Source organism: Geodermatophilus sp. SYSU D00703 (assembly GCF_054050155.1).
Genome location: NZ_JBJGYU010000006.1, coordinates 77,431 through 101,373, shown reverse-complemented (window position 1 = coordinate 101,373; position 23,943 = coordinate 77,431). Strand labels below are relative to the sequence as shown.

Sequence of the window (23,943 nt, the reverse complement as noted above, 5' to 3'; positions counted from 1 at the left end):
CGGGTCCCTCAGCCGCCCTGGGCGCCGCGCACGGCCAGGGAGACCGCCAGCGCGACCATGACGAGGGCGATGCCCGCGTCCAGCACCCGCCAGGCGGCCGGCCGGGCGAACACCGGCCGCAGCAGCCGGGCCCCGAAGCCGAGGCCGGTGAACCAGACGGCGCTGCCCGCCGCGGCCCCGCCGGCGAACCACCACCGCAGGTCGTCCCAGGTGCCGGCCAGTGCCCCGAGCAGCACGACGGTGTCGAGGTAGACGTGCGGGTTCAGCCAGGTCAGCGCCAGGCAGGTGGTCACGGTGACCGCCAGCCCGGCCCGGCGGCCGGCGGCGTCGGTGACCAGGGCGGCGGGGCGCGCCACCCGGCGGGCGGCCATCAGCCCGTAGGCGAGCAGGAAGGCCGCCCCGGCGAAGCAGACGACCGTCAGCACCTGCGGTGCCCGGGTGACCAGCGCACCGGCGCCCGCGGTGCCGGCGACGATCAGTACGACGTCGGAGACCAGGCAGACGGCGACGACGGCGGCCACGTGCTCGGCCCGCAGCCCCTGGCGGAGCACGAAGGCGTTCTGCGCGCCGATCGCGACGATGAGCGACAGGCCGAGGCCGAGGCCGGACACGGCGGCGAGCAGGGCGGTGGGCACGGCCAGGACGCTAGGCCGTGCGCCGGCGACAGCGCAGCGCGACTTCCTGCAGGACCTGAAGCGCTTCTAATGGCAGCGTGGACCTCGACCTCGGCCAGCTGAGAGCCCTCGACGCGACCGTCACCGCGGGCACCCTCGACGGCGCCGCCCGGACCCTGCACGTCACGCCGAGCGCGGTCAGCCAACGGCTCAAGGCGCTGGAGGCGGCGACCGGGCGGGTGCTGCTCGTGCGCAGCAAGCCGGTGCGGGTCACCGAGTCCGGGCAGGCGGTGCTGCGGCTGGCGCGGCAGGTCGCGCTGCTCACCGCCGACGCGACCCGGGAACTGGCCGACGACGGGACGAGCCGGCCCGTGTCCCTGCCCGTCGCGGTCAACGCCGACTCGCTGGCCACCTGGGTGCTGCCGGCCCTCGCCCCGCTCGCCGGCGAGCTCGCCTTCGACCTGCACCGGGAGGACCAGGAGCACACCGCCGCCCTGCTGCGGGAGGGCCGGGTGATGGCCGCGGTCACCGCCGACCCCGACCCCGTGCCGGGGTGCACCGTGACCCGCCTGGGCGGCATGCGCTACCGCCCGATGGCCACCGCGGCGTTCGCCCAGCGGTGGTTCCCCGACGGGGTCACCGAGCAGTCGCTGTGCCGGGCGCCGGTGGTGGTCTTCGACCGCGACGACGACCTGCAGTACCGCTACCTGCGCGGCCGGGGCGTCGACGCGGCCGCGCCCCCGGTGCACCTCGTGCCCGCGTCGGCGGACTACGTCACCGCGGTCCGGCTGGGGTTCGGGTGGGGGATGGTGCCGGTGCAGCAGGAGCCGGCCGGGGAGCTGGTCGGGCTCGATCCGGACGGCGCGGTCGACGTCGTCCTCCACTGGCAGCAGTGGAAGCTGCGCTCGCCGTCCCTGGACCGCGTCGCCGCCGCGGTCCTCGCCGCGGCGCGGCGCGCGCTCGACCACGAGCCGGCCTGACCGTGCCCCTCGACATGGCCCCGTCCAGAGGCTCGCCGCCAGCTTGCGAGCGGTGAGGAGACGGGGTCCTCTGTCAGGCGCTGACCGGCACCGCCTGCGCGACCCGCTCGAACCCGGCCCAGACGATCGGGGAGCGCCGCACGCGCTGCGGCAGCCGCAGCATCCCCAGCCGGAACGCCCGCAGGGCGGCCGTCGCGGCGGGGTCGGTCACCCCCAGCCCGGGCAGCGAGTACATCCGGCGCGCCCACTGGGGCAGGGTGGCCACCGCGAGCGAGGCCAGCGAGCCCCACGCCGGGCGGGCGGGGGTCAGGAACCGCACCCACGGCGGCATCGGCGGGGCGAGCACCAGCCGCATCGCGTCGCGGGCCGCCGGGGTCAGCGCCAGCACCGGGCGGACGTCGGCGAAGTAGCCGGCCAGCCCGGCGGCCGTCCGCGGCACGTCGTCCTCGGTGCACCCGACCAGGACGGCGGCGGTCACCTGCTCGGCGACGTAGCGGTCGGCGTCGACGTCCCCGGTCACCACCCCGGCCCGGCGGGCGACGTCGAGCAGCGAGTCGACCTCGCAGCAGTGCACCCACAGCAGCAGGTCGGGGTCATCGACCCGGTAGGCGCGGCCGTCGACGTCCCCGCCGAGCCGGCGGTGGATGCCCCGGACCCGCCGCACCGCCCGCATCGCCTCCTGCCGGGTGCCGAAGGTGAGCGTGTCGACGTAGGCGGCGGTGCGGACCAGCCGCGGCCACGGGTCGTCGCGGAAGACCGAGTTGCTGGCCACGCCGGCCATCGCCACGGGGTGCAGCGCCTGCAGCACGAGCGCGCGGAGCCCACCGACGGAGAACACCGGGTCGGCGTGGACCCGCCAGGTCACGCTGTCGGGACCGAAGAACCCGAGCAGGTCCTCCTCCGGCGTCCAGTCGCGGGCCGAGACCGTCACGACGGCGCGCCCGACCGGGCGGCCACCGAGGCCCAGAACTTGAGGAAGACCTCCAGCGTCCGGGCGGGGTTCTCGATGGCGGGGGAGTGGATGGCGCCGGAGACCACCGCGTAGCGGGCGCCCAGCCGCCGGGCCATGTCCTCCTGCGCGGCCGGCGACCAGGCGTCGTCCGCGGCGCCGTGTGCCACCAGCAGCGGCACGCCGGTGGCGGCCAGCTCGGCGACCCGGTCGGGCTCGGTGGTCATCGCGTCGGCCATGCCGCGCAGCCCGGCGGCGCTGTTGGCGAGGAACCGGCGGGCCAGGAACGCCCGGGTGGGCGCCGGCACCGCCTGGGCCCGGGGATCGGTCATGGCCAGCTGCTCGAGCGTCTCGTGCACCAGCGGGACGCCGCCGGCGTCCAGCAGCGGGGAGAGGTGGTCGAGCAGGTCGGCCCGCGGCCCGACCAGCCGCGCGGGCCCCGAGCCGAGCAGGGTCAGCGAGGCGAACAGCGACGGGTCGGCCAGGACGGCGGCCCGGCCGACCAGCCCGCCGAAGCTGTGCCCGACCAGGTGCAGCCCGGCGCCGGCCCCGTCCGCCAGTGCCCGGCCCACGGCGAGGACGTCGCCGGCCAGCTCCGCCACGGTGTACCGCGCCGGGTCGTCGGGACCGGGCGACTCGAACTGCCCGCGCTGGTCCAGGGCGACGACCCGGTAGCCCTCGGCGCACAGCGGCCGCAGGAGTGGCGCGAAGTCCTCCTTGCTCCCGGTGTACCCGGCCACCATCAGCACGGTGCCCCGCTCGCCGTCGCCGCCGGTGTCGAGGGCGGTCAGCGGACCGGCGCCGCCCGGGAAGGTGCGGTGGTCCGCGTCGTGGTCGGCCAGCTGGCGGAGGTCGTCCGGGGCGATGGAGAGGGGAGCGCTGTCGTCGGGGCCGGCGGGCATCACCATGGACCAGTCATACCCCGGTGGGAGCCGGTGCGGGGTCCAGGGTCAGCGGGAGCCGACCACGGAGTCGGTCAGCTGGAGGACGACGACGGGGCCCGCGACCGTGGCGACCCCGCCCGCGGGCAGGTCGTCCAGAGTGGCCCGGCTCACCTCGGCGCCGGTGGCCGGGTCGCGCAGGACGACGGCGCCGTCCTCGGGGACCGGCAGCGGGGCGGCGACACCCAGCTGCTTGCCGTCGGCGGGACCGCTCGGCAGCCCGGTCGCGGGGGCGGACCAGCGCACCGCCCCGGTGTCCTGCTCGACCGCGGAGAGCGTGCCGCCGGCGAGGACGAGCAGCGCGTCGCCGACGCCGCGGACCAGCACCGGGCCGCCGCCGGGGACGGGCGAGCCCAGCGGGACGCCGTCCGCAGCGGCGAACAGCTGCACGCCCTCGGCCCCGGCCACGGCCACGGTCCGGTCGACGCCGGCCAGCGTGGCGGTGGTGTCGGGGACGTCGCGGGTCCACACCGCGGTGCCGTCGTAGCCGTCGAAGAGCCGCAGCTGCAGCGCGGCGGTCTCGGCGCACCGCTGCAGGACGACGACCCCGGCCTCCCCGACGTCGGCCCCCAGCAGGCGGCAGCCCGGGGTGGCCGCCTCGCGCCAGCGGATGTTGTCGCCGACCGGGTCCAGGGTGACCACCCCGGTCGGCGAGGCGGCCAGCACGATGCCGTCGGTGCTGCGCAGCACCATGTCGGTGCGCAGGTTGGCGTTGCGGGTCCACGTCCGCGCGCCGGTGTCGGCCGACAGCGCGACCGCCTCGTCGCAGCGGTCCTCGGTGCGGAACACCGCGACCACCACGCTGCCGACGGCCGTCCAGTCGCACAGCTGGGCGTTGGCCCGCGTGTAGTGCCACCCCTCGGTGCCGGTGGCGACGTCGAGCGCCCGGACGCCGTGCGCGTCGGCGACGAGCACCCGGCCGCCGTGCACCGTCGCGTGCGGCACGGTACCGCTCGTCCGGGTCGGTGCGGTCCAGGCGGTGGAGACGGCGCCGGCCGGCGTCCCGTCGGGGACGCCGGCCGGTGCGGCCGTGGTGCTGTCGGTGGCCGCCGCGTCCGAGCCGCGCCACAGCAGCGCGGCGACGACGACGAGGGCCAGCGTGGCCGCGGTCCAGCCCCACACCCGCAGCGGCGGGCGGCGCAGTGGGGGCACGGCCGAAGAGACTAGGCCGCCGGCTCGGCGGAGCCGCGGTTGGCGGCCCCGCGGCGGCGACGGCGACGGCGCGGCGTGGGCGCAGCGCCCTCAATGGCAGCGCCCTCGGCCGTGGGCTCGGTCGCCGGGGCCTCCTCGGAGCCCGCGGCCGGCGCAGCGGCCCCCGCGGCGGCGCCGCCACCGCGGGTGCGCCGGCGGGAACGGCTCTTGCGGGCACCGGCCGGCTTCTCGCCGTCCCCACGGGCGGGACCGCGCGCGCCGGACCGGGTGAGCTTGCCGGTCTCGCCGAGGTCCTCGACGGCCTCGGCGTCCAGGCCCTCCCGGGTGCGCTGGGCCTTCGGCAGCCGGCCGGTCGAGCCCTCGGGCACGTCCAGGTCGGTGTAGACCCACGGCGAGGTGGAGTAGGTCTCGGCCGGCTCGTCGAAGTCCAGGTCGAGCGCCTTGTTGATCAGCTGCCAGCGAGGGATGTCGTCCCAGTCGACCAGCGTCACCGCGACACCGGTCTGCCCGGCGCGGCCGGTGCGGCCGATCCGGTGCACGTAGGTCTTCTCGTCCTCTGGGCACTGGTAGTTCACGACGTGGCTGACGCCGGAGACGTCGATGCCGCGGGCGGCGACGTCGGTGGCGACCAGCACGTCGACCTTGCCGCTGCGGAACGCGCGCAGCGCCTGCTCGCGGGCGCCCTGGCCGAGGTCGCCGTGCACCGCGGCGGCGGCGAACCCGCGCTCGACGAGCTCGTCGGCGACCTTCTGCGCCGTGCGCTTGGTGCGGCAGAAGACCATCACCAGGCCGCGGCCGCGGGCCTGCAGCACGCGGGCGAGCAGCTCGGGCTTGTCGAGGTTGTGGGCGCGGTAGACGAACTGCGTCGTCTGCGGGACGGTCGAGCCCTCGTCGTTGCCGTGCGCGCGGATGTGCGTCGGCTGGGTCATGAACGCCCGCGCCAGGTTCACGATCGGGCCGGGCATCGTCGCCGAGAACAGCATCGTCTGCCGCTTGGCCGGGACCATGCCGAGGATCCGCTCGATGTCGGGCAGGAAGCCCAGGTCCAGCATCTCGTCGGCCTCGTCGAGGACCAGCACGCGGACCTTGCCCAGGATCAGGTGGCCCTGCTCGGCCAGGTCCAGCAGCCGCCCCGGCGTGCCGACGACGACGTCGACGCCGGCCTGCAGCGCCTGCACCTGCGGCTCGTAGGCGCGCCCGCCGTAGATGGCCTGCACGCGGATGCCACGCCGGGAGCCGGCGGTGGAGAGGTCGCGGGCGACCTGCACGCACAGCTCACGGGTGGGGACGACGACCAGCGCCTGCGGGACGCCGTCCCCGCCCTCGGCCGCCGGGACGACCCGCTGCAGCAGCGGGACGCCGAAGCCGAGGGTCTTGCCGGTGCCGGTGCGCGCCTGCCCGATGAGGTCGTTGCCGGCGAGCGCCAGCGGGAGGGTCAGCTCCTGGATGGCGAAGGTGCGGGTGATGCCCACCTCGGCCAGCGCGGCGACCACGTCGGGGTGGACGTCGAAGTCGCTGAACAGCGGCGCGTCCTCGGCGACGGGGGCGCCGCCGAGCTCCTCGGCGGCCTGCTCGAGCTGCTCGGGCGCGGGCGCGCCGGTCTCGGCGTGCTCGAGGTCGGCGGGGATGGTGTTGTCGATGGAGGTCAGTGCTCTCGCCTCTGGTCTGCTGGGGGACCGGCTCCAGCGGCGGGGAGGCCGCGTCACACCTGTCCCGTCGGTTGTCGCGGGATCAGTTCCAGCGCCGACGCGGCCAGCAGACCGGGCGACGGATCGGCCCGGGAGACATCCCCGGGGGGCGTCGTCCAGCGGTCGTCAGCGCACAGATACACAAGCGAGCCACGCGGCTCGCCGATTCCCATCGTAGCGCGCGCAACGGTTAGCCTCTCCGCGCCGCGCTGCCCGGGAGCCCCGGGTCTCACCCGACCGGGGCACGCGCGGGCCGAGCCACCGAGCACAGGAGCCGCCCGTGACCGCGGTCGACCAGCGCGCCGTCGTCGACCTGCTGGGAGTGCTGGCCTACGCCGAGCTCACCGCCTTCGACCGGCTCGCCGAGGACGCCCGTCTGGCGCCCACCCTCGCCGGCCGGGCCGCCCTCGCCCGGATGGCGGCCGCGGAGATCGGCCACCACGGCCGGCTCACCGCCCGGCTCACCGAGCTCGGCGCGGACCCGACGGCGGCGATGACGCCCTTCGTCGCCGCGCTGGACGCCTTCCACGAGTCCACCCGGCCGCGCACCTGGCTGGAGGGCCTGGTCAAGGCCTACGTGGGCGACGGGCTCGCGGCCGACTTCTACCGGGAGATCGCCACCTTCCTGCCCGACCCCGACCGGGCGCTGATCCTCGAGGTGCTCGCCGACACCGGCCACGCCGACTTCGCCGTCCGCGAGGTGCGGGCGGCCATCGCGGCGCACCGGACCGTCGCCGGCCGGCTCGCGCTGTGGGGACGGCGGCTGGTGGGCGAGGCGATCACCCAGTCGCAGGCGGTGATCGCCGAGCGCGACCAGCTGGCCCGGCTGATCATGGCGGGCACCGGTGACCTGACCGGGCTCGGGCGGCTCGTCGAGCGGATCACCGCCGCGCACACCGAGCGGATGCGCACCCTCGGGCTGAACCCCTGACGCTGCGGTCTCCGGACCGCACCGTGGCCAGGTGCCGTTCCCGACCGCCGTCGAGCCGCTGCCCGTGTCCCGATCGGGGGGCCTCCGACCCGCGATCGGTCCACCCCGGCGGAGTGCCGTACCCGAGTGGGTGCCTCCGTTCCGACGAGGTGTTCCCCGAACAGCCGACGGGGCGCCCCCGCGATGCGGAGGCGCCCCGTCGGACGAGGTCTCAGCTGCCGGCGATGAAGCCGACCCGGCGCTGGTCGGCCTGGGCGATCTCCACGTAGGCGATCCGGTCGACCGGCACCAGGACCCGCCGGCCCCGGTCGTCGACCAGCGTCAGCAGCCCGTCCTTCGTGGCGCCGGACATGGCCTTGGCCACCTCGGCAGCGATCTCGTCGGGGGTGTTGGGGCTGTCGATGACCAGCTCCCGGGGGGAGTGTTGGACACCGATCTTGACTTCCACGAGTGATGCCTCCTCGAGTTGCGCGGCTGTTCTCCACGCTAGTGCAGGCGGCAGGGCCCGACCTGCGGCGCAGCTGCGCCGTCAGCGAACGGACGCGCTCAGTGCTCGCCCTCGACGAGGGGCCACCCGGAGATGCCGCGCCACGACAGCGCGGTCATCAGCGACACCGCCTCGTCACGGGACACCGTGCCCTTGCGAGGGAGCCACCAGCGGGCGCTGGTCTCGGCCAGCCCGGTCATCCCGGAGGCCAGCAGCAGCGAGCGCTCCCGGTCCAGACCGGTGTCGGCCGCGATCACCTCGGCGATCGCCTCCACGCACGCCAGGTGCCCGCGGTCGGCCAGCGCCCGGACGTCGTCGTCGTTGCGCAGGTCGGACTCGAACACGAGCCGGAAGGCGGCGCCCTCGGCGTTGACGAAGTCGAAGTAGGCCCCGACGGCGCCGTTCACGCGGGTGCGGTTGTCGTCGGTGCCCTCCATCGCCTCGCGCACCCGGTCGGTGAGCGACGTGACCTGCTGCTCCAGCAGCGCCAGGTACAGCTCCCGCTTGCCCGGGAAGTGCTGGTAGAGGACGGGCTTGCTGACTCCGGCCCGGTCGGCGATGTCGTCCATCGCCGCGGCGTGGTAGCCCTGCGCGACGAACACCTCCTGCGCCGCCTGCAACAGCTGCAGCCGCCGGGCCCCGCGCGGCAGGCGGGACGAACGGCGGACGGACTCGGGTGCAGGTCGGGGGAGTGACATGACGTCGGGATGTTACCGGCGGGTCACCGGAGAGCGCGCTGCGCGGAACGCTGACCTACCTTCGGGAGGTGACCCCGTCGTCCCGTCCCGCTCCCGACCCCGCCCAGCAGGCCCGCCTGTCCACCGCCCGGCTGCCGCGTACCGACGAGCTGCCTGCGTCGTGGCCGGGCGAGCCGGTGGCGGTGCGCGGCGGAGAGGTCTTCGTCCGGCGGACGCCGTGGTCGGGGCCGGTCGACGGTCCGCGGGACGGCGCCCCGCGGGAGCGCGCGCTGTACGTGCACGGCCTCGGTGGGGCGTCGACGAACTGGACCGACCTCGCGGCGCTGCTCGCCGTCCGCTTCGACGGCTGGGCGGTGGACCTGCCCGGCTTCGGTCGCTCGCACCCGCCGGCCCGCAGCTCGTACTCGATCCGCGGGCACGTGCGAGCCGTCGTCGACGTGCTGGAGCGGATCGTCGCCGAACCGGGGGAGGCGCAGGGCCGGCCGGTGCACCTGCTGGGCAACTCCCTCGGCGGCCTCGTGTCGGTGATCGTGGCCGCCCGCCGGCCGGACCTCGTCGCCACCCTCACGCTGGTGTCCCCGGCGATGCCGGTCTACCGGGTGCCGCCGGCGTTCAGCCGCACGCTCCTGCTGCTCCTGGTGCCCGGTGTCCCGTCGGTGGCCGAGCGTCGGCTCGCGGGGGTGACCCCCGAGCAGCAGGTCCGCGGGATGGTGCAGATGTGCTTCGGCGACCCCTCCCGGGTGCCGCGGGCTCGGCTGCAGCAGGCGCTGGCGGAGATGCGTGAGCGCGCCGAGCAGCCCTGGGCGGTGCAGGCGCTGACCCGCAGCATGCGGGGGCTGCTCACCTCCTACCTGAGGGTGGGGGCGGCCAACGCCTGGCGCATGGCCCGGTCGCTGCGCCCGCCGACGCTCGTGGTGTGGGGCGACCGCGACCGGCTGGTGGACCCCGGGCTGGCGCCGCGGCTGGCCACCGCCGTCCCCGACGGGCGGCTGCTCCTGCTCGAGGGCGTGGGGCACGTGGCGATGATGGAGTCGGCCGAGCCGACCGCCCGCGCCGTCCTGGCCCTCGCCGAGGACGTCGCCGGCCGGGCAGCCGACGCCGTCCCCGAGGCGTACGCCTCCTGAGGTCGTCACCGAGACGACTCCGTCCGGTACACACCGTGACGAGAATGTCTCCACAAGGCCTGCCCGTCGTGAGAGCCTGGCCGGGTGAGCCCCGCGGACGCCTCTCCCGGCCGCGGGCCGGGACGGCGTCCCGGACCTCCGTTCCCGCCTCCGTCGGGTCCTGGCCGGGATCCTGCGCGCGAGTCGCAGCGCGGCCTGCCCCGGGTGCCCGCGCCGGCCGGCCGCGGGAGCGGACCCCGCGTCGCGGCCCCCGACCCCCGGCCCCGACCGCGCCCCGCTCCCGGCGCCCCGCCCGCGGTGCGCCGGACACCGCCCGACGACCGCCCGTCCGCGCCCGCCCGGCAGGACCGCGGTCGCTCCGCTCGCGGCCGCCACGGCGGCCGGCTGCGCCGCTTCGTGACCCGGTGGGGCTGGCGGGCCTACGCCGTCCCGCTGCTCGCGATCGCCACCGTGCTGACCCTCGTGGACCTGGTCGTGGCCGGCGCCGGGACGACGTCTGAGACGGCCGGTCCGGCGGCGTCGTCCGCCGCGGCCGTCTCCAGCCCCGCGGCGGACGAGCCGGCCGCCGAGGCGAGCGAGGACGCCGAGCGGACGGAGGAGGCCGAGGCGGCGGCCGGGCCGACGGCCGAGGCGGAGGGCGACGTCGGCCCGACGGAGGCGGCGGCACCGGCCACCGGCTTCGTGCAGAAGGGGGCGGGCACGGTCACCGTGGTGCCCGGCACCTCGCGGGTCTACGGCACCGGGCCGCTGGAGCGGTTCGTGGTCGAGGTCGAGGACGGGATCGGCGTGGACGGCGCCGCCTTCGCCGCCGCGGTCGAGGCCACCCTCGGCGACCCCCGCTCGTGGGGCGCCGGCGGCCGGATGTCGTTCCAGCGGGTCGGGCCCGAGGAGGCCGCGGCCGACGCCTACGACTTCAAGGTCACGCTGATCAGTCCCGGCAACATGGAGACCTACTGCCCGGGGGTGGGCACCGGCGGCTACACCTCCTGCCGGTACGGCGACCGGGCGGTGATCAACCTGGCCCGGTGGGAGACCGCCGTCCCGGACTACGAGGGCGACGTCGCGACCTACCGCCAGTACGTCGTCAACCACGAGGTCGGCCACGCGCTCGGCAACGGTCACCAGCAGTGCCCCGGCCCGGGCCGGCCCGCGCCGGTCATGCAGCAGCAGACCCTCGGGCTGCAGGGCTGCGCCAGGAACGCCTGGCCGTATCCCTGACCGGGTGCCCGGTCACAGGGGCGCGGTGAGCTCCACCGCGATGCCGTCGGGGTCGAACGCGGCCAGGAAGGCCAGCCCCATCCCGGGCAGTTCCCGGACGGGGCCGTGCGCCACGCCGCGCTCGTCGAACCGCGCCGCGGCCGCATCGAGGTCGGCGCGGCCGGGGACCGCGAAGCTCACGTGGTCCAGCCCCACGCGGAACGGGTCGAACCGGTCACCGGCCCGCCCGGGGTCCGCCGGTCGCAGGCCCAGGAGCGTCCCCGCGGCGCTGGCCAGGATGACCCCGCCCTGCAGGGCGTCGGCGACCGCAGCTCCGGGGTCCTCGGGGGGCGGCCCGTCGAGAACGACCTGGAAGCCGAGCACCTCGGTGTAGAACGCCCGCGACCGGGCGACGTCGGTGACGGTCAGTCGGAGGTGGTGCACGGGCCCCACCGGGAGGGGTGCGCTCATGGGGGACGACGCTAGGGGCGACAGGGCCGCCGGTGACAGTGGGAACAGCCCTCCGTGTCACGCTGTTGTCCCGACGAACGCCGGCCCCCGCAGGCCGCTGTCGAGTGACTGAGGAGCAACCCGTGTCCCTGCCACCCCTGGTGGAGCCCGCCGAGGACCTGTCGATCGACGAGGTCCGCCGGTACAGCCGGCACCTGATCATCCCCGACGTCGGCATGGACGGTCAGAAGCGGCTGAAGAACGCCAAGGTGCTCGCCGTGGGCGCCGGAGGTCTCGGCTCGCCGGTGCTCATGTACCTCGCCGCGGCTGGTGTCGGCACGCTCGGCATCGTGGAGTTCGACGTCGTCGACGAGTCGAACCTGCAGCGGCAGATCATCCACGGCAAGTCCGACGTCGGCCGGTCCAAGGCCGAGAGCGCGCGGGACACGATCGAGGAGATCAACCCGTACGTCGACGTCCGCCTGCACGAGACGCGGCTGGACAGCGACAACGTGATGGAGATCTTCAGCCAGTACGACCTCATCGTCGACGGCACGGACAACTTCGCCACGCGCTACCTCGTCAACGACGCCTGCGTGCTGCTGGGCAAGCCGTACGTGTGGGGCTCGATTTACCGCTTCGACGGCCAGGTGTCGGTGTTCTGGAACGAGCACGGCCCGAACTACCGCGACCTCTACCCGGTGCCTCCGCCGCCCGGCATGGTGCCCTCCTGCGCCGAGGGCGGCGTGCTCGGCGTCCTGTGCGCGACCATCGGCGCCATCCAGGCGACTGAGGCGGTCAAGCTGATCACCGGCATCGGCGAGACGCTGCTCGGCCGGCTCATGGTGTACGACGCCCTGGAGATGACCTTCCGCACGATCAAGGTGCGCAAGGACCCCGAGGCCGAGCCGATCACCGGCCTGATCGACTACGAGAGCTTCTGCGGCGTCGTCTCGACCGAGGCCCAGGAGGCCGCGGCCGGCGCGACGATCACCGTCGACGAGCTCAAGGACATGATGGACGCCGGCAAGGACTTCGAGCTGATCGACGTCCGTGAGCCCAACGAGTACGAGATCGTCTCGATCCCGGGCGCGAAGCTGATCCCCAAGGACGAGATCCTCTCCGGCCGGGCGCTGTCCCAGCTGCCGCAGGACAGGCCGATCGTGCTGCACTGCAAGACCGGAGTCCGCTCGGCCGAGGTGCTCGCCGCGGTGAAGAACGCCGGCTTCTCCGATGCCGTGCACGTCCAGGGCGGCGTGACCGCCTGGGCGACGCGGATCGACAAGACGCTGCCCACCTACTGAGAGGACCCCTGTCCTCCCCACCCTTCGCAGGCTCAGGGCGGGCCCCTGGGCAGGGGCCGACCCTTCCCTCACGCCTCGCACGCTCGGCGTGGGCCCCTGAGGGGTGGCCGCCCCGGCATCGGCACGGGGCCGTTCCAGAACGTCACGAGGGCCCGGATCGCCCCCCGCGGGGGCGGCCCGGGCCCTCGAGGCGTCTACTGACGACGTGTCCGAGATCTCTCCCGCCGAACTGCTCGAGCTCTTCCAGCGGGCGCAGGCATCGTTCACCGATCGGGTCGACGCGGTGGAGCCCGACCAGTGGGAGGACCCGGCGCTGCCGGGGTGGACCGTCGCCGACCTCGTGGCCCACCTGGTCACCGAGGCGCTGTGCGCGCCGCCGCTGCTCGCCGGGGAGCCGTACGACCTCCTCGACGGCCGGTTCCCCGACGCGACGCCGGACCTCCTGGGCGACGACCCGCTGACCGGCTGGGAGACCGCGGCCGACGCCGCCCTGTCCGCCTTCGCCGACGACCACGCGCTGCTGCGCACGGTGCACCTGGTCCGCGGCCCCCTGCTCGCGGCGCACTACATCGAGGAGATGACCGCCGACCTGACGGTGCACTCCTGGGACCTCGCCCGTGCCACCGGCGGGGACGTCGAGCTGGACCCGGTGCTGGTCACCGCCGGTCTCGTGGTCGCCGACCGGCTGCCGGAGGACGGCGTCCCCGGGCTGATCGACCCGCCGCTCGACGTGCCGCCCACCGCCCCGCCGCAGGCCCGGCTGCTGGCACGGTTCGGCCGGCGGGGGTGACGCGCACAGGGGGCCGATGAGCGTCTCCGCCGATCGGGTGGCCTCTAAGCTGCGGGCGCTCTCGATCCACCAGGAGGTCACCCCATGAGTACGCCGCCGCCGGGTCAGGGTCCCTACGGCCCGCCCGGTCCTCAGCAGCCCGGCCAGGGAGGCTGGGGGCAACCCCAGGGCGGTCCCGGTGGTCAGGGCGGTGCGCCACAGGGCCCGCAGCCGGGCCAGCCGGGGCCCTACGGCCAGCCCGGCCAGTACGGCCAACCCGGGCAGCCCGGCCCCTACGGACAGCCGGGGCAGCCGGGGCAGTACGGGCAGCCTGGTCAGCCGGGGCCCTACGGGCAGCCGGGTCAGTACGGCCAACCCGGACAGCCCGGCCCCTACGGGCAGCCGGGGCAGTACGGCCAGCCGGGTCCCTACGGTCAGCCCGGTCAGCCGGGACAGGGGAAGGGCCGGCGCGGCCTGGTGATCGGCCTGGTCGCCGGGATCGTGGCCCTCGTCGCCCTCGCCGCGATCCTGTTCTTCACGCTGCGCGACGGCGAAGAGCCGGCCCCGGCCGCCGAGAGCACCAGCGCCGCGACCACCTCGTCGTCGAGCAGCTCGTCGAGCTCGAGCCCCCGCTCGACGAGCAGCAGCTCCTCCAGCGCGCCGGCGCCGGGCGGCGGCGGGGACCTCCTCGCGATCCTCCCGGTCGACTTCACCGACTGCACCGAGGCCGAGCCGGCCGGCGACGGCGACGTCGCCCACGCGGCCTGCGGCGCCAGCACCACCCAGCCGGGTCCGCAGCAGGCGGAGTTCTTCCTCTACCCGGACCAGGAGACCCTCGACTCGGTCTTCGAGAACGACTCGTCGTCCCAGGGCCTCGCGCAGATCCCCGAGGGACAGACCTGCGCCGAGACCACCGGCGTGGGGCAGTGGACGTCGGCGGACAACGCCGGATCCGTGGGGTGCTACATCGACGCGGACAACGGCGCCGTGATCATCGTGTGGACCGACGACAACGCGCTCGTCGAGGGCGTCGTCGCCGCTCCCGGCAGCACCCAGGCCGACCTGGCCGCGCTCTACCAGTGGTGGACGACCAACAGCGGCTACCAGCTGTGACCCCGCCGGAGGCGCCCGGAGGACACCCGTCCCCGGGCGCCTCCGCGCACCCGGAGGACGTCGACGAGGCGGTGTACGACGCCGTCGAGCAGATCCCGCCCGGCCGGGTGAGCACCTACGGCGCCATCGGCCGGCTGGTCGGGGTCGGACCGCGCCGGGTGGCCCGTGCGCTGTCGCAGGGCGGGGGAGCGGTCCCCTGGTACCGCGTGGTGCGCGCCGACGGGTCGGCCGCCGAACCGGTATGGGTGCGGCAGCTGGAACTGCTGGCCGCCGAGGGCGTGCCGGTGCGTGCCGGGCGGGTCGACCTCGCCGCCGTCGGCTGGCCCTGACCGGACGGGGTCAGGGAGCCCGGGATGCACGCCACATGGTGTGCTCGCGGGAGATGGCGCCCTCGGCGGAGTCGACGAACGCCGCCCACTCGTCCTCGGTGGCCGCGTACGGGATGAGCACGCGTATGGCGGCCAGCTCCTCGTTGGCGATGGCGTAGGCCGATGCCAGAGCGGCGTACTGCTTGGTCTGGACCCATGCCGCGGCGGCAGCCCCCACGGTGGCGACGAGCCCCAGCAGACCGCCCGCGCCGCTCTGTCCCTGCACCAGGCTGAACGCCTTCACCACCCCGACGACGACACCGAGCAGCTCAAGGATCAGGACGACGCCGTTCCAGCGATGCGCCCGGTGGCGGTTGGACTGGGCCCGCCCGGCGTACCAGCGCTGCTGGTCCTCGATGCGCTGCCGCTCGTACACCTGCCGGCGTTCGGCGAGTGGTGCCACCCGCAGGCGGCGCATCCACGGTGTGACCTCCTCGTACTGGTGCTCCTCGGGCTGAACGGCCTGGAGGTCGCGGATGGAGTCGAGTATCTCGCGCAAGCGTTCGACGAAGAGCCGGTCGGCCGCGGCACTGTCGAGCTCCACCGGGAACAGCCGGCTGCCGACGGCGTAGCGCCAGCACAGCGTCTTGATCGACTCTGCGGCGGCCCGGGCGTCCTGCCAGACCGTCGTGGGACGGATGCTCATCCGATAGGCACGCAGGACGAGGGTGGTGGCGAACAGGACCACCGCGGCCACGCCGGCCAGGTCGATGTCCCGCTGCCCGACCGTCACCTGCACGGCGCCCGAGGCCGCCGCGAGGACGAGCAACCCGAGCTCGGCGCGGGTGAGCCGGAGGTGTGTCCGCTGCGCCCAGGCGGCCGTGCGGTCGGCGATCCCGAAGGCTCGGGAGTAGGTGGGGGTGTTCGGGCTGCCCACGCGCGGATCGTAGGGGTGTCGCGCGGCCGGCGTCGGCGGCGCCAGGGCTCCCGGGGTGCGAAACCGACGGGTCCGGTTCTGGGTCTCGTGTGTTCCCGCGCGGCCCTCGGGTCGGCATCATGGGCCTCGTTGTGGGCTCGACCGAGCGGAACGGACCGAGACATGACGATCAAGGTCTTCATCAGCTACTCGCGCAAGGACGAGGCGGCCGTCAGCCGGCTCGTCGAGGACCTGGAGCGATCACACGTGTCCGTCTGGCATGACGCGGCCCTGCACGGCGGGCACAACTGGTGGCAGGCGGTCCTCCAGCACATCCGCAGCTGCGACGTCTTCGTCCTCGCCGTCTCCCAGTACGCGCTGGCGTCGAAGCCGTGCCGCGCGGAGTTGAGATACGCCCGTGACCTCGGATTGCCGGTGCTGCCGGTGCAGATCGGGCCGGTGGAGAGCTTGCGCACCGCGCCGGTCGCGGACCTCCACGTCCTCGACTACCGGCAGCCGACGGCCGCCAACGGCTTGGCCCTGTTCGCCGCGCTGAGCGAGGCTGCGGGGTCGCGGCGGGAGCTGCCCGACCCGCTCCCGCCGTCCCCGCCCGTGCCCTTCGCCTACCTGCTGCGGCTGCGTTCGGCGATCGATGCTGAGGAGCTCACCGCCGCGGAGCAGGCGGAGCTCATCCGCCAGCTGCGGGACTGTCTAGAGACCGAGGACGACGACAGTGTCAAGGACGACGCGCGTGAGCTGTTGATAGCGCTGCGCCGGCGGCCCGACGTGACCTACCGCAACGGGCAGGCCATCGACCAGTTGCTCACCGACTTCGGGCTGGGCACACCGCCTCCACCGCCCCCGCCCGACCGGCGGCACGTCGGGAGCGGGTCCACCCCGGAGCGGTCGCGCAGGGGGAGCCGGATCCCGCTCCTCGCCGCCGCGGCGGTGCTCGCGGTGGCTCTCCTGGTGACCGGCGGGATCGTCCTGTTCCGAGGGGACGGCGAGACCCAGGGAGGGGACACCGCCTCGTCGCGGACGGCGCAGCTCTCGACCACGGACCCCACGACGACCGATTCCGCGACCACGGAGCCGCTCAGCACCCAGCCTCCGACCACGGAGGCGGTGACGACACAGCCGCCACGCACGCTGGTGCCCACGCCCCCGCCGCCGTCCCCGGTCGAGCAGCTACTCGCCATCGTGCCGGGGGACTTCGACCCCGCGGTGTGCACCCCTGGGCCGCTGGCCGGCGACGGGGACGTCGCGAGGGTCGACTGCGGCGCTTCCGCGACGCAGCCGGGCCCCACCGGCTCGACGTTCAACCTCTACCCGGACAACACGGTGGACGGTGTGTTCCTCCAGGACACGGTCGAGTTCGGCTTGGCCCAGTTCGGCCCAGGGCAGTTCTGCCCCACCGTCCACGGGTACGGTGACTACTCGAACAACGGCCGCTATCCCGGCCGGGTCGCCTGCTGGGTCGGCAACGACAACACCGCCTACCTGCTGTGGACCCAGACGGAGTTCGGCGCGGAGGGCTTCGTGTCCTTCTACAACGGTGGGCAACCCGGCCTGCAGGCCCTCTGGGACTGGTGGGTGGACCCGAGCCGCAGCGACTTCGGCTGAGTCCAGGAGGGTCGCTCGACGACGGCTCAACCCGCGGGTCGCGCCACACGCGCCCCACCTGTACCGGACGTGTCGGACGGCCGTGGTGTCATCGAAGGGTGGTGGCGCTGCGGGGGGCAGAGGGTGCGCCGGTCTACCGGCTCGTGCAGTCGGAACCGGCGCCGGTGGCGCCACCCCGGCTGGACCCCACGCAGCAGGCCGTCGTCGACCACGCCGGCGGGCCGCTGCTGGTGCTCGCCGGCCCCGGCACCGGCAAGACGACGACGATCGTCGAGGCCGTCGCCGACCGGATCGACCGGGGCGTGGACCCGCAGCAGGTCCTCGTCCTGACCTTCAGCCGCAAGGCCGCCGCCGAGCTGCGCACCCGCATCACCGCACGGGTGGCGCGCACCATCCGCGAGCCGCTGGCCCGCACCTTCCACTCCTACGCGTACGGGGTGCTGCGCCGCGCGGCGCTGCTGCGGGGCGACCTCCCCCCGCGGCTGCTCACCGCGGCCGAGCAGGACGCCGTCGTCGCGCAGCTGCTGCGCGGCGACGTCGAGGAGGAGGGCGCGGTCCGCTGGCCGGCCTCGCTCGCCCCGGCCCTGTCCACCGCCGGGTTCCGCACCGAGCTGCGGGAGCTGCTGCTGCGGGCCACCGAGCGGGGTGTCGCCGCCGACCGGCTCGCCGCCTGGGGGCGCGAGCTCGGTCACGAGGTGTGGGTGCACGCCGCCGCGTTCGCCGAGCAGTACGAGGCCGTGACGGCGTTCGCCACCGCCGGCCGCGGTGACGCCGCGGGCTTCGACCCGGCCGAGCTGGTGCGCGAGGCGATCGCCGAGCTCGCCGGCGACCCGGAGCTGCTGCGCCAGGAGCGCGCCCGGGCCCGGTGGCTGTTCGTCGACGAGTACCAGGACACCGACCCCGCCCAGGTCGAGCTGCTGCAGCTGCTCGCCGGCCGCGGGGGCAACCTGGTCGCCGTCGGCGACCCCGACCAGGCCATCTATGCGTTCCGCGGTGCCGAACCGCGCGGCATCGGAGAGTTCCCCGAGCGCTTCCGGCACGCCGACGGGCGGCCCGCCGAGCGGGTGTCGCTGGGGGTCTGCCGCCGCTCCGGCGCGGAGCTGCTGAGGATCAGCCGGCGGGTCGCCGAGGGCCTGCCCGGCCCCTGGGAGCACCGGCGCCTGCAGCCGGCCGAGGGCACCCCCGACGGCGCGGCCGAGGTGCACGTCTTCGGGTCGGCCGCCGTCGAGGCCGCCTACGTCGCCGACGTGTTGCGCCGCGCGCACCTGCTCGACGGCGTCCCGTGGTCGCAGATGGCCGTCGTCGTCCGCACCGCGGTGGCGCTGGGCCCGCTGCGCCGGGCGCTGACGTCGGCCGGCGTCCCGTCGGCGATCTCCGCCGACGACCTGCCGCTGGCCGCACAGCCGGCGGTCGCCCCGTTCCTCGGCGCCCTCGACGCGCTGCTGCCCGGTTCCGACGGCACGCCCCCCGGCCTCGACGAGCCCGCGGCCGAGGCGCTGCTGGCCTCGCCGCTGGGCGGGGCGACGGTGCTCGACCTGCGCCGGCTGCGCCGGGTGGTCCGCATCGCGCTGGCCCGGCAGGGCGTCGACGCCGACGAGCGCGGCGCGCCGCTGGCCACCGCGCTCGGGGACGAGTTGCTGATCGAGTCGCTGCCCGAGCACGTGGCCCGCCCGGCGCACCGGGTCGCCGGCGTCCTCGCGGCCGGGCGGGCCTCCCTGGCCGCCGGCGGCAGCGCCGAGGACGTGCTGTGGGCGATGTGGCAGCGCAGCGGGCTGGCCGGTCGCTGGGCGCGGACCAGCGCCGCCGGCGGGGCCGCCGGCGCGGTGGCCGACCGCGACCTCGACGCGGTGGTGGCCCTGTTCGACGCCGCCGCCGGCTTCGTCGACCGGCTGCCCTCGGCCGACGTCCGCGCCTTCGTGGACCACCTCGCCGCCCAGGAGCTGCCCGGCGACACCGGCGCGGCCCGGGCGGCGAACGACGAGACGGTGCGGTTGCTCACCGCGCACGCGTCCAAGGGCCTGGAGTGGGACCTCGTCTGCGTCGCCGGCGTGCAGGAGGGCGTCTGGCCCGACCTGCGGGAGCGCTCCTCGCTGCTCGGTACCGAGGAGATGGTGGAGCGGGCCGCGGGCGTCGACGGCGCCCGGGTCGACCGCCGGTCGCTGGCGTTGGCCGAGGAGCGGCGGCTGTTCTACGTCGCCTGCACGCGCGCCCGCCGCCGGCTGGTGGTCTCCGCGGTACAGGGCGCCCTCGACGGCGCCGAGGCCGGCGCGACCGCCTCCCGCTTCCTCGAACTCGTCGCGCCCTCGCCCGAGGACGGCCGCCCGCTCACCGAGCTGCCCCGCTCGCTGACCCTGCCGGCGCTCGTCGCCGACCTGCGCCGCGCGGTCACCGACCCGCACACCCCCGCCCCCCGCCGGTCGGTCGCCGCGGCGGTGCTCCGCCGGCTGGCCGAGGAGGGCGTCCCCGGCGCGGCCCCCTCCCAGTGGTGGGGGCTGCCGCCGCTGTCGGACGACGCACCGCTGGTGCCGGCCGAGGCGACCGTCCGCGTGCGGCCCTCGGCGATCGAGACCTTCCAGCGCTGCCCGCTGCGCTGGGTGCTCGGCGCGGTGGGCGCGGAGGCCTCGCCCGACGCCACCCGCACCGTCGGCTCGGCCGTGCACGCCGTCGCCCAGCGGGTCGCCGAGGGGCTGCCGCCGGCCGAGGCGCCGGACGCGCTGGCGGCGGAGCTGGACACGCTCGACCTCGGCCCCGGCTGGTCCGACCAGCGCCAGCGCGCCACGGCGCAGCAGATGCTCGACCGGTTCCTGCGCTGGCACGCGGCCAACCGGCGCGAGCTGGTCGCCGCCGAGGAGGACTTCGACGTCGTCGTCGGCCGGGCCCGCCTGCGCGGGCAGGTAGACCGGCTGGAGCGCGACGCCGAGGGCCGGCTGGTCGTCGTCGACCTGAAGACAGGCAAGACCGCCGCGCGGAACGTCGAGGAGCACGGGCAGCTGGCCGCCTACCAGGTGGCCGTCGCCGCCGGGGCCTTCGCCGCCCACGGCACCGTCCCCGGCGGGGCCGCGCTGCTCCAGGTCGGCACCGGCGCCAAGGCCAAGGAGCAGCACCAGGAGCCGCTGCCCGCCGACGTCCCGGTGGAGCAGACCCCGGCCGGTGAGCTGATCGCCACCGTGGGCGAGGGCATGGGCGCGGGCGCCTTCGAGGTGCGCTCGGGTGCGCACTGCTCGCGCTGCCCCGCCCGCCGCAGCTGCCCGCTGCACGAGCGCGGCCGGCAGGTGACCGCGTGACCACCGAACAGCTCTCCTTCGACGACCTGTTCGCGGACGGTCCCGACCCGGAGCCGGAGCCGCAGGGGCAGCTCACCCCGGCCGAGGTGGCCGCGCGGTGCGGGCTGTCCTACGCGCCGTCGGACGAGCAGGCCCGCGTGGTGGCCGCGCCCGCGGATCGGCCGTTGGTGGTGGTGGCCGGCGCGGGGTCGGGGAAGACCGAGACGATGGCCGCCCGCGTCTCCTGGCTGGTGGCCAACAGGGTCGTCGAGCCCGACGCCATCCTCGGCCTGACCTTCACCCGCAAGGCCGCCAGCGAGCTCAACGAGCGCATCCACCTGCGCCTCGGTGCCCTGGCCCGCCACCCCGACACCGAGCCGGAGCTCAAGGCGCGGCTGGAGCTCGCCCAGCCGACGGTCGCCACCTACCACGGCTACGCCGCGTCCCTGGTGGCCGAGCACGGCCTGCGGATCGGCGTCGAGCCCGGCGCCGGGGTGCTCGGCCCGGCCATGTGCTGGGGACAGGCCGCCCAGGTTGTCGCCGCCTACACCGGGGACATGGACGACGTCCCGCTGTCGCTGCTCACCACGGTCGAGGACGTGCTGGCCCTCGCCGCGGAGATGGGTGAGCACGACGTGACCGCGGCGGCCCTGCGCGCCTGGACCGCCCGGCTGGAGGCGCAGGTCGCCGGCTACGTGGACGCCCCGCGCAAGAAGGGGCCCTACGCCCCGGTGCTGGAGGTGCTGGCCCGCCAGCGGGCACGGGTGGCACTGCTGCCGCTGGTGGAGGCGTTCGAGGCGCGCAAGCGGGCCATGGGCTCGATCGACTACGCCGACCAGGTCGCCTCCGCCGCCCGCATCGCCGTCTCCGCACCGGAGGTGGGCCGCCGCGAGCGGGCCCGCTGGCGGGTCGTGCTGCTCGACGAGTACCAGGACACCAGCGTCGGCCAGCTGCGCATGCTGGAGGCGCTGTTCGGGCGCGAGACCGGCCACCCGGTGCTCGCCGTCGGCGACCCGCGGCAGTCGATCTACGGCTGGCGCGGCGCCTCGGCGGGCACCATCGAACGCTTCGCGCGCACCTTCCCCGGGGTCGGCGGCCGGCGCGCCGAGCGGCTCACGCTGGCCACCAGCTGGCGCAACGACGAGGCGGTGCTCGCCGTGGCCAACGCGGTGTCGGCGATGCTGCCACCGCCGGAGGTGCCGCTGCCGGACCTCTCGCCGGCTCCCACCGCCGGCCGCGGCGCGGTCACCGTGGGGCTCTACGAGACCGTCGCGGACGAGACCGCGGCCCTGGCCGAGCGGCTGGCCGCGTGCTGGCACGGCACCGACCCGGTGGTGGGCCGCCGCCCGGACGGCCGCCCCCCGACCGTCGCCGTCCTGGCCCGGACCCGCAAGCAGCTGCCGGGGATCGCCGCCGCCCTGCGCGGGCGGGGGCTGCCGGTCGAGGTGGTGGGGCTGGGCGGCCTGCTGGAGGTCCCCGAGGTCACCGACGTGGTGGCCACCCTCACCGTGCTGGTCGACCCCACCGCCGGGGACGCGCTCGGGCGGCTGCTCACCGGCGCCCGCTGGCGGATCGGCCCGCGCGACCTCGCCGCGCTGGAGGCCCGGGCCCGCGCCCTGGTGCACAGCCGCCGGCCGGAGCGCGCCGAGCAGCCGCCCGGTACGCCTGAGCCGCCGCCGGAGCGGGGCAGCATCGTCGAGGCGCTCGACGACCTCGGCGATCCGGAGGACTACTCCGCCGAGGGACACCGCCGGCTGCGCCGGCTGGGCGCCGAGCTCGCGCAGCTGCGCACCCGGCTCGGGGAGTCGCTGCCCGACCTGGTCGACGAGGTCGCCCGCACCCTCGGCCTGGAGACCGAGCTGGCCAGCGCCCCGGAGGTCAGCCCGGCCGGCGCCCGCGCCCACCTCGACGCGCTGCACACCGTCGCCGCGGAGTTCACCGAGCTGGCCGAGCTGCCCTCGCTGCCGGCCTTCCTGGGTTACCTGCGCGACGCCGAGGAGCGCGAGCGCGGTCTCGAGCCGGGCGAGGTGGCGGTCAACCCGGAGGCGGTGCAGCTGCTCACCGGGCACTCCGCCAAGGGCCTGGAGTGGGACGTCGTCGCCGTGCCCGGCCTGACCGCCGACCAGTTCCCGGCCAAGCCCGGCGCCAGCGACTCCTGGATCAAGGACCCGGGCGCGGTGCCGGTCGACCTGCGCACCGTCGACCGCGCGGAGCTGCCCCAGCTGCGCCTGCCGGTGCCGGGCTCGGGCGACCAGGCGGCGGTCAAGGAGGCCCTCGAGCAGTACGTCGAGGACTGGAAGGCGTTCGGCACCGGCGAGGAGATCCGGCTCGGCTACGTCGCCGTCACCCGCGCCCGGCACCTGCTGGTCTGCTCGGGCAGCTGGTGGCGCGACGGCGTGCGGCCCAACGGCCCGTCGTCCCTGCTCGAGACGGTGCGCGAGGCCTGCGAGGCCGGCGCCGGCACGGTCGTGCACTGGGCGCCGGCGCCGGAGGAGGGCGCGGAGAACCCGGCACTGGCCGAGTGGCCGGTCGGGGTCTGGCCGGCCGACCCGCTCTCGCCGGGACGCCGCCGCGCGCTGGCCGCCGCCGCCGAGCTGGTGGCCGGCACCGCGCCGCACCCGCTCGACCCCGACCGCCGGCTCGGCGACCCCGATCCGCTCGTCGACCAGTGGGTGCGCGACGCCGACCTGCTGCTGCGCGAGCGCGCCGCGGCGGCCAGCCCGACCGTCGACGTCCCGCTGCCCTCGCACCTGTCGGTGTCGGCGCTGGTGACCCTGCGCCGCGACCCCGCGGAGCTGGCCCGCCGGCTGCGCCGGCCGATGCCGGCCGCGCCCGCCCCGCTGGCCCGGCGCGGGACGGCGTTCCACGCCTGGCTGGAGGAGCGCTTCGGCGCCGCCCGGCTGGTGGACCTCGACGAGCTGCCCGGCTCCGGCGACGAGTTCGCCGCTCCCGACAGCGCGCTGGCCGATCTGCAGGCCGCCTTCCTCGCCAGCGAGTGGGCCGACCGGCAGCCGGTGGAGGTCGAGGTGCCGTTCGAGACGCCGCTGGGCTCCCTGACGCTGCGCGGGCGGATCGACGCGGTCTTCGCCGACGGCGACGGCTACGAGGTCATCGACTGGAAGACCGGCCCGCCGCCCTCGGGTGCCGAGCTGGCCGCGGCCGGGGTCCAGCTGGCGGCCTACCGGCTGGGGTGGTCGCGGCTGACCGGCGTCCCGGTGGAGCGCGTCAGCGCGGGGTTCCACCACGTCGCGGCCGGGGTGACCGTCCGCCCGGTCGACCTGCTCGACGAGGCCGGCCTGCTCGCGCTGGTCTCCGGCACAGCGCGCTGACGTCAGCGGCCCCGTCCCCAGGCTCACCCCGAGCCTGCGAGGGGTCGGGCGGCCCCGTCCAGGGCACCGCCGCGAGCCGGCGAGCGGCGGGGAGGGCGGGGTCCTTC

The 23,943-nt window shown here is 75.9% G+C and carries 20 protein-coding genes; 11 read left to right on the top strand and 9 right to left on the bottom strand.

The features are described from left to right. Positions 1–8: 8 nt before the first annotated feature. The gene (locus ACI782_RS09260) at positions 9–635 is read right to left on the bottom strand and encodes a LysE/ArgO family amino acid transporter (protein ID WP_456908346.1); all 627 of its coding nucleotides are present in this window, start codon (positions 633–635) and stop codon (positions 9–11) included. Between the two features lie 77 nt (positions 636–712). Here ACI782_RS09260 and ACI782_RS09255 point away from each other — a divergent pair, with 77 nt between their 5' ends. Continuing rightward, positions 713–1,594, top strand: coding sequence for a LysR family transcriptional regulator ArgP (locus ACI782_RS09255; protein ID WP_456908344.1), 882 nt, complete (start codon positions 713–715; stop codon positions 1,592–1,594). Positions 1,595–1,667: 73 nt separating this feature from the next. Here ACI782_RS09255 and ACI782_RS09250 read toward each other — a convergent pair whose 3' ends face one another. From ACI782_RS09250 to ACI782_RS09235, 4 genes are read right to left on the bottom strand one after another with little or no spacing between them, the layout of a single operon-like run. Next, on the bottom strand, positions 1,668–2,525 hold the full coding sequence (locus tag ACI782_RS09250; protein ID WP_456908342.1) for an oxygenase MpaB family protein: 858 nt from the start codon (positions 2,523–2,525) through the stop codon (positions 1,668–1,670). Beyond that, complete coding sequence (locus tag ACI782_RS09245) at positions 2,522–3,451, bottom strand: alpha/beta fold hydrolase (protein ID WP_456908340.1); 930 nt, start codon at positions 3,449–3,451, stop codon at positions 2,522–2,524. Before ACI782_RS09245 ends, ACI782_RS09250 begins: the two co-directional genes overlap by 4 nt. 42 nt (positions 3,452–3,493) lie before the next feature. After that, on the bottom strand, positions 3,494–4,636 hold the full coding sequence (locus tag ACI782_RS09240) for an outer membrane protein assembly factor BamB family protein (RefSeq protein WP_456908338.1): 1,143 nt from the start codon (positions 4,634–4,636) through the stop codon (positions 3,494–3,496). An 11-nt stretch (positions 4,637–4,647) separates the two neighbouring features. Beyond that, a complete protein-coding gene (locus tag ACI782_RS09235) occupies positions 4,648–6,342 on the bottom strand; it encodes a DEAD/DEAH box helicase (RefSeq protein ID WP_456908336.1) in 1,695 nt (564 codons plus the stop codon). A 262-nt stretch (positions 6,343–6,604) separates the two neighbouring features. Here ACI782_RS09235 and ACI782_RS09230 point away from each other — a divergent pair, with 262 nt between their 5' ends. Beyond that, positions 6,605–7,255 carry a ferritin-like fold-containing protein gene (locus tag ACI782_RS09230; RefSeq protein ID WP_456908334.1) on the top strand — a complete coding sequence of 217 codons (651 nt, stop codon included), beginning with the start codon at positions 6,605–6,607 and terminating at the stop codon, positions 7,253–7,255. 211 nt (positions 7,256–7,466) lie between these two features. Here ACI782_RS09230 and ACI782_RS09225 read toward each other — a convergent pair whose 3' ends face one another. Together ACI782_RS09225 and ACI782_RS09220 are read right to left on the bottom strand one after the other, a co-directional pair. After that, positions 7,467–7,703, bottom strand: a complete 237-nt coding sequence (locus ACI782_RS09225; protein WP_456908332.1) for a DUF3107 domain-containing protein — start codon at positions 7,701–7,703, stop codon at positions 7,467–7,469. 98 nt (positions 7,704–7,801) lie between these two features. Then, complete coding sequence (locus ACI782_RS09220) at positions 7,802–8,440, bottom strand: TetR/AcrR family transcriptional regulator (RefSeq protein WP_456908330.1); 639 nt, start codon at positions 8,438–8,440, stop codon at positions 7,802–7,804. Between the two features lie 68 nt (positions 8,441–8,508). Here ACI782_RS09220 and ACI782_RS09215 point away from each other — a divergent pair, with 68 nt between their 5' ends. Both ACI782_RS09215 and ACI782_RS09210 read left to right on the top strand, forming a co-directional pair. Then, positions 8,509–9,564, top strand: a complete 1,056-nt coding sequence (locus tag ACI782_RS09215; protein WP_456908328.1) for an alpha/beta fold hydrolase — start codon at positions 8,509–8,511, stop codon at positions 9,562–9,564. A 297-nt stretch (positions 9,565–9,861) separates the two neighbouring features. Further along, positions 9,862–10,782: a DUF3152 domain-containing protein gene (locus tag ACI782_RS09210; protein WP_456908326.1), complete on the top strand. Its 921-nt coding sequence runs from the start codon at positions 9,862–9,864 to the stop codon at positions 10,780–10,782. 12 nt (positions 10,783–10,794) lie between these two features. Here the strand turns inward: ACI782_RS09210 and ACI782_RS09205 are convergent, their stop codons facing one another. Further along, positions 10,795–11,232, bottom strand: a complete 438-nt coding sequence (locus ACI782_RS09205) for a VOC family protein (RefSeq protein ID WP_456908324.1) — start codon at positions 11,230–11,232, stop codon at positions 10,795–10,797. A 122-nt stretch (positions 11,233–11,354) separates the two neighbouring features. Here ACI782_RS09205 and moeZ point away from each other — a divergent pair, with 122 nt between their 5' ends. From moeZ to ACI782_RS09185, 4 genes are all read left to right on the top strand, one after another. Beyond that, a complete protein-coding gene (moeZ, locus tag ACI782_RS09200; protein ID WP_456908322.1) occupies positions 11,355–12,515 on the top strand; it encodes an adenylyltransferase/sulfurtransferase MoeZ in 1,161 nt (386 codons plus the stop codon). A gap of 205 nt (positions 12,516–12,720) precedes the next feature. Further along, a complete protein-coding gene (locus tag ACI782_RS09195) occupies positions 12,721–13,305 on the top strand; it encodes a TIGR03086 family metal-binding protein (protein WP_456908320.1) in 585 nt (194 codons plus the stop codon). A gap of 84 nt (positions 13,306–13,389) precedes the next feature. Next, positions 13,390–14,397, top strand: a complete 1,008-nt coding sequence (locus ACI782_RS09190; RefSeq protein WP_456908319.1) for a hypothetical protein — start codon at positions 13,390–13,392, stop codon at positions 14,395–14,397. Further along, positions 14,394–14,726, top strand: coding sequence for an MGMT family protein (locus tag ACI782_RS09185; RefSeq protein WP_456908317.1), 333 nt, complete (start codon positions 14,394–14,396; stop codon positions 14,724–14,726). The genes ACI782_RS09190 and ACI782_RS09185 overlap by 4 nt, the downstream gene beginning before the upstream one ends. A gap of 10 nt (positions 14,727–14,736) precedes the next feature. On the opposite strand, the gene ACI782_RS09180 is transcribed toward ACI782_RS09185, so the two are convergent. Beyond that, a complete protein-coding gene (locus ACI782_RS09180; RefSeq protein WP_456908315.1) occupies positions 14,737–15,642 on the bottom strand; it encodes a DUF4231 domain-containing protein in 906 nt (301 codons plus the stop codon). 162 nt (positions 15,643–15,804) lie between these two features. Between ACI782_RS09180 and ACI782_RS09175 the strand changes: the two genes are divergently transcribed. From ACI782_RS09175 to ACI782_RS09165, 3 genes are all read left to right on the top strand, one after another. Then, complete coding sequence (locus tag ACI782_RS09175) at positions 15,805–17,244, top strand: toll/interleukin-1 receptor domain-containing protein (RefSeq protein WP_456908312.1); 1,440 nt, start codon at positions 15,805–15,807, stop codon at positions 17,242–17,244. Between the two features lie 98 nt (positions 17,245–17,342). Next, positions 17,343–20,528, top strand: coding sequence for an ATP-dependent helicase (locus ACI782_RS09170; RefSeq protein WP_456908310.1), 3,186 nt, complete (start codon positions 17,343–17,345; stop codon positions 20,526–20,528). Then, complete coding sequence (locus tag ACI782_RS09165) at positions 20,525–23,836, top strand: ATP-dependent helicase (protein WP_456908308.1); 3,312 nt, start codon at positions 20,525–20,527, stop codon at positions 23,834–23,836. The genes ACI782_RS09170 and ACI782_RS09165 overlap by 4 nt, the downstream gene beginning before the upstream one ends. The last annotated feature ends 107 nt before the right edge of the window (positions 23,837–23,943 follow it).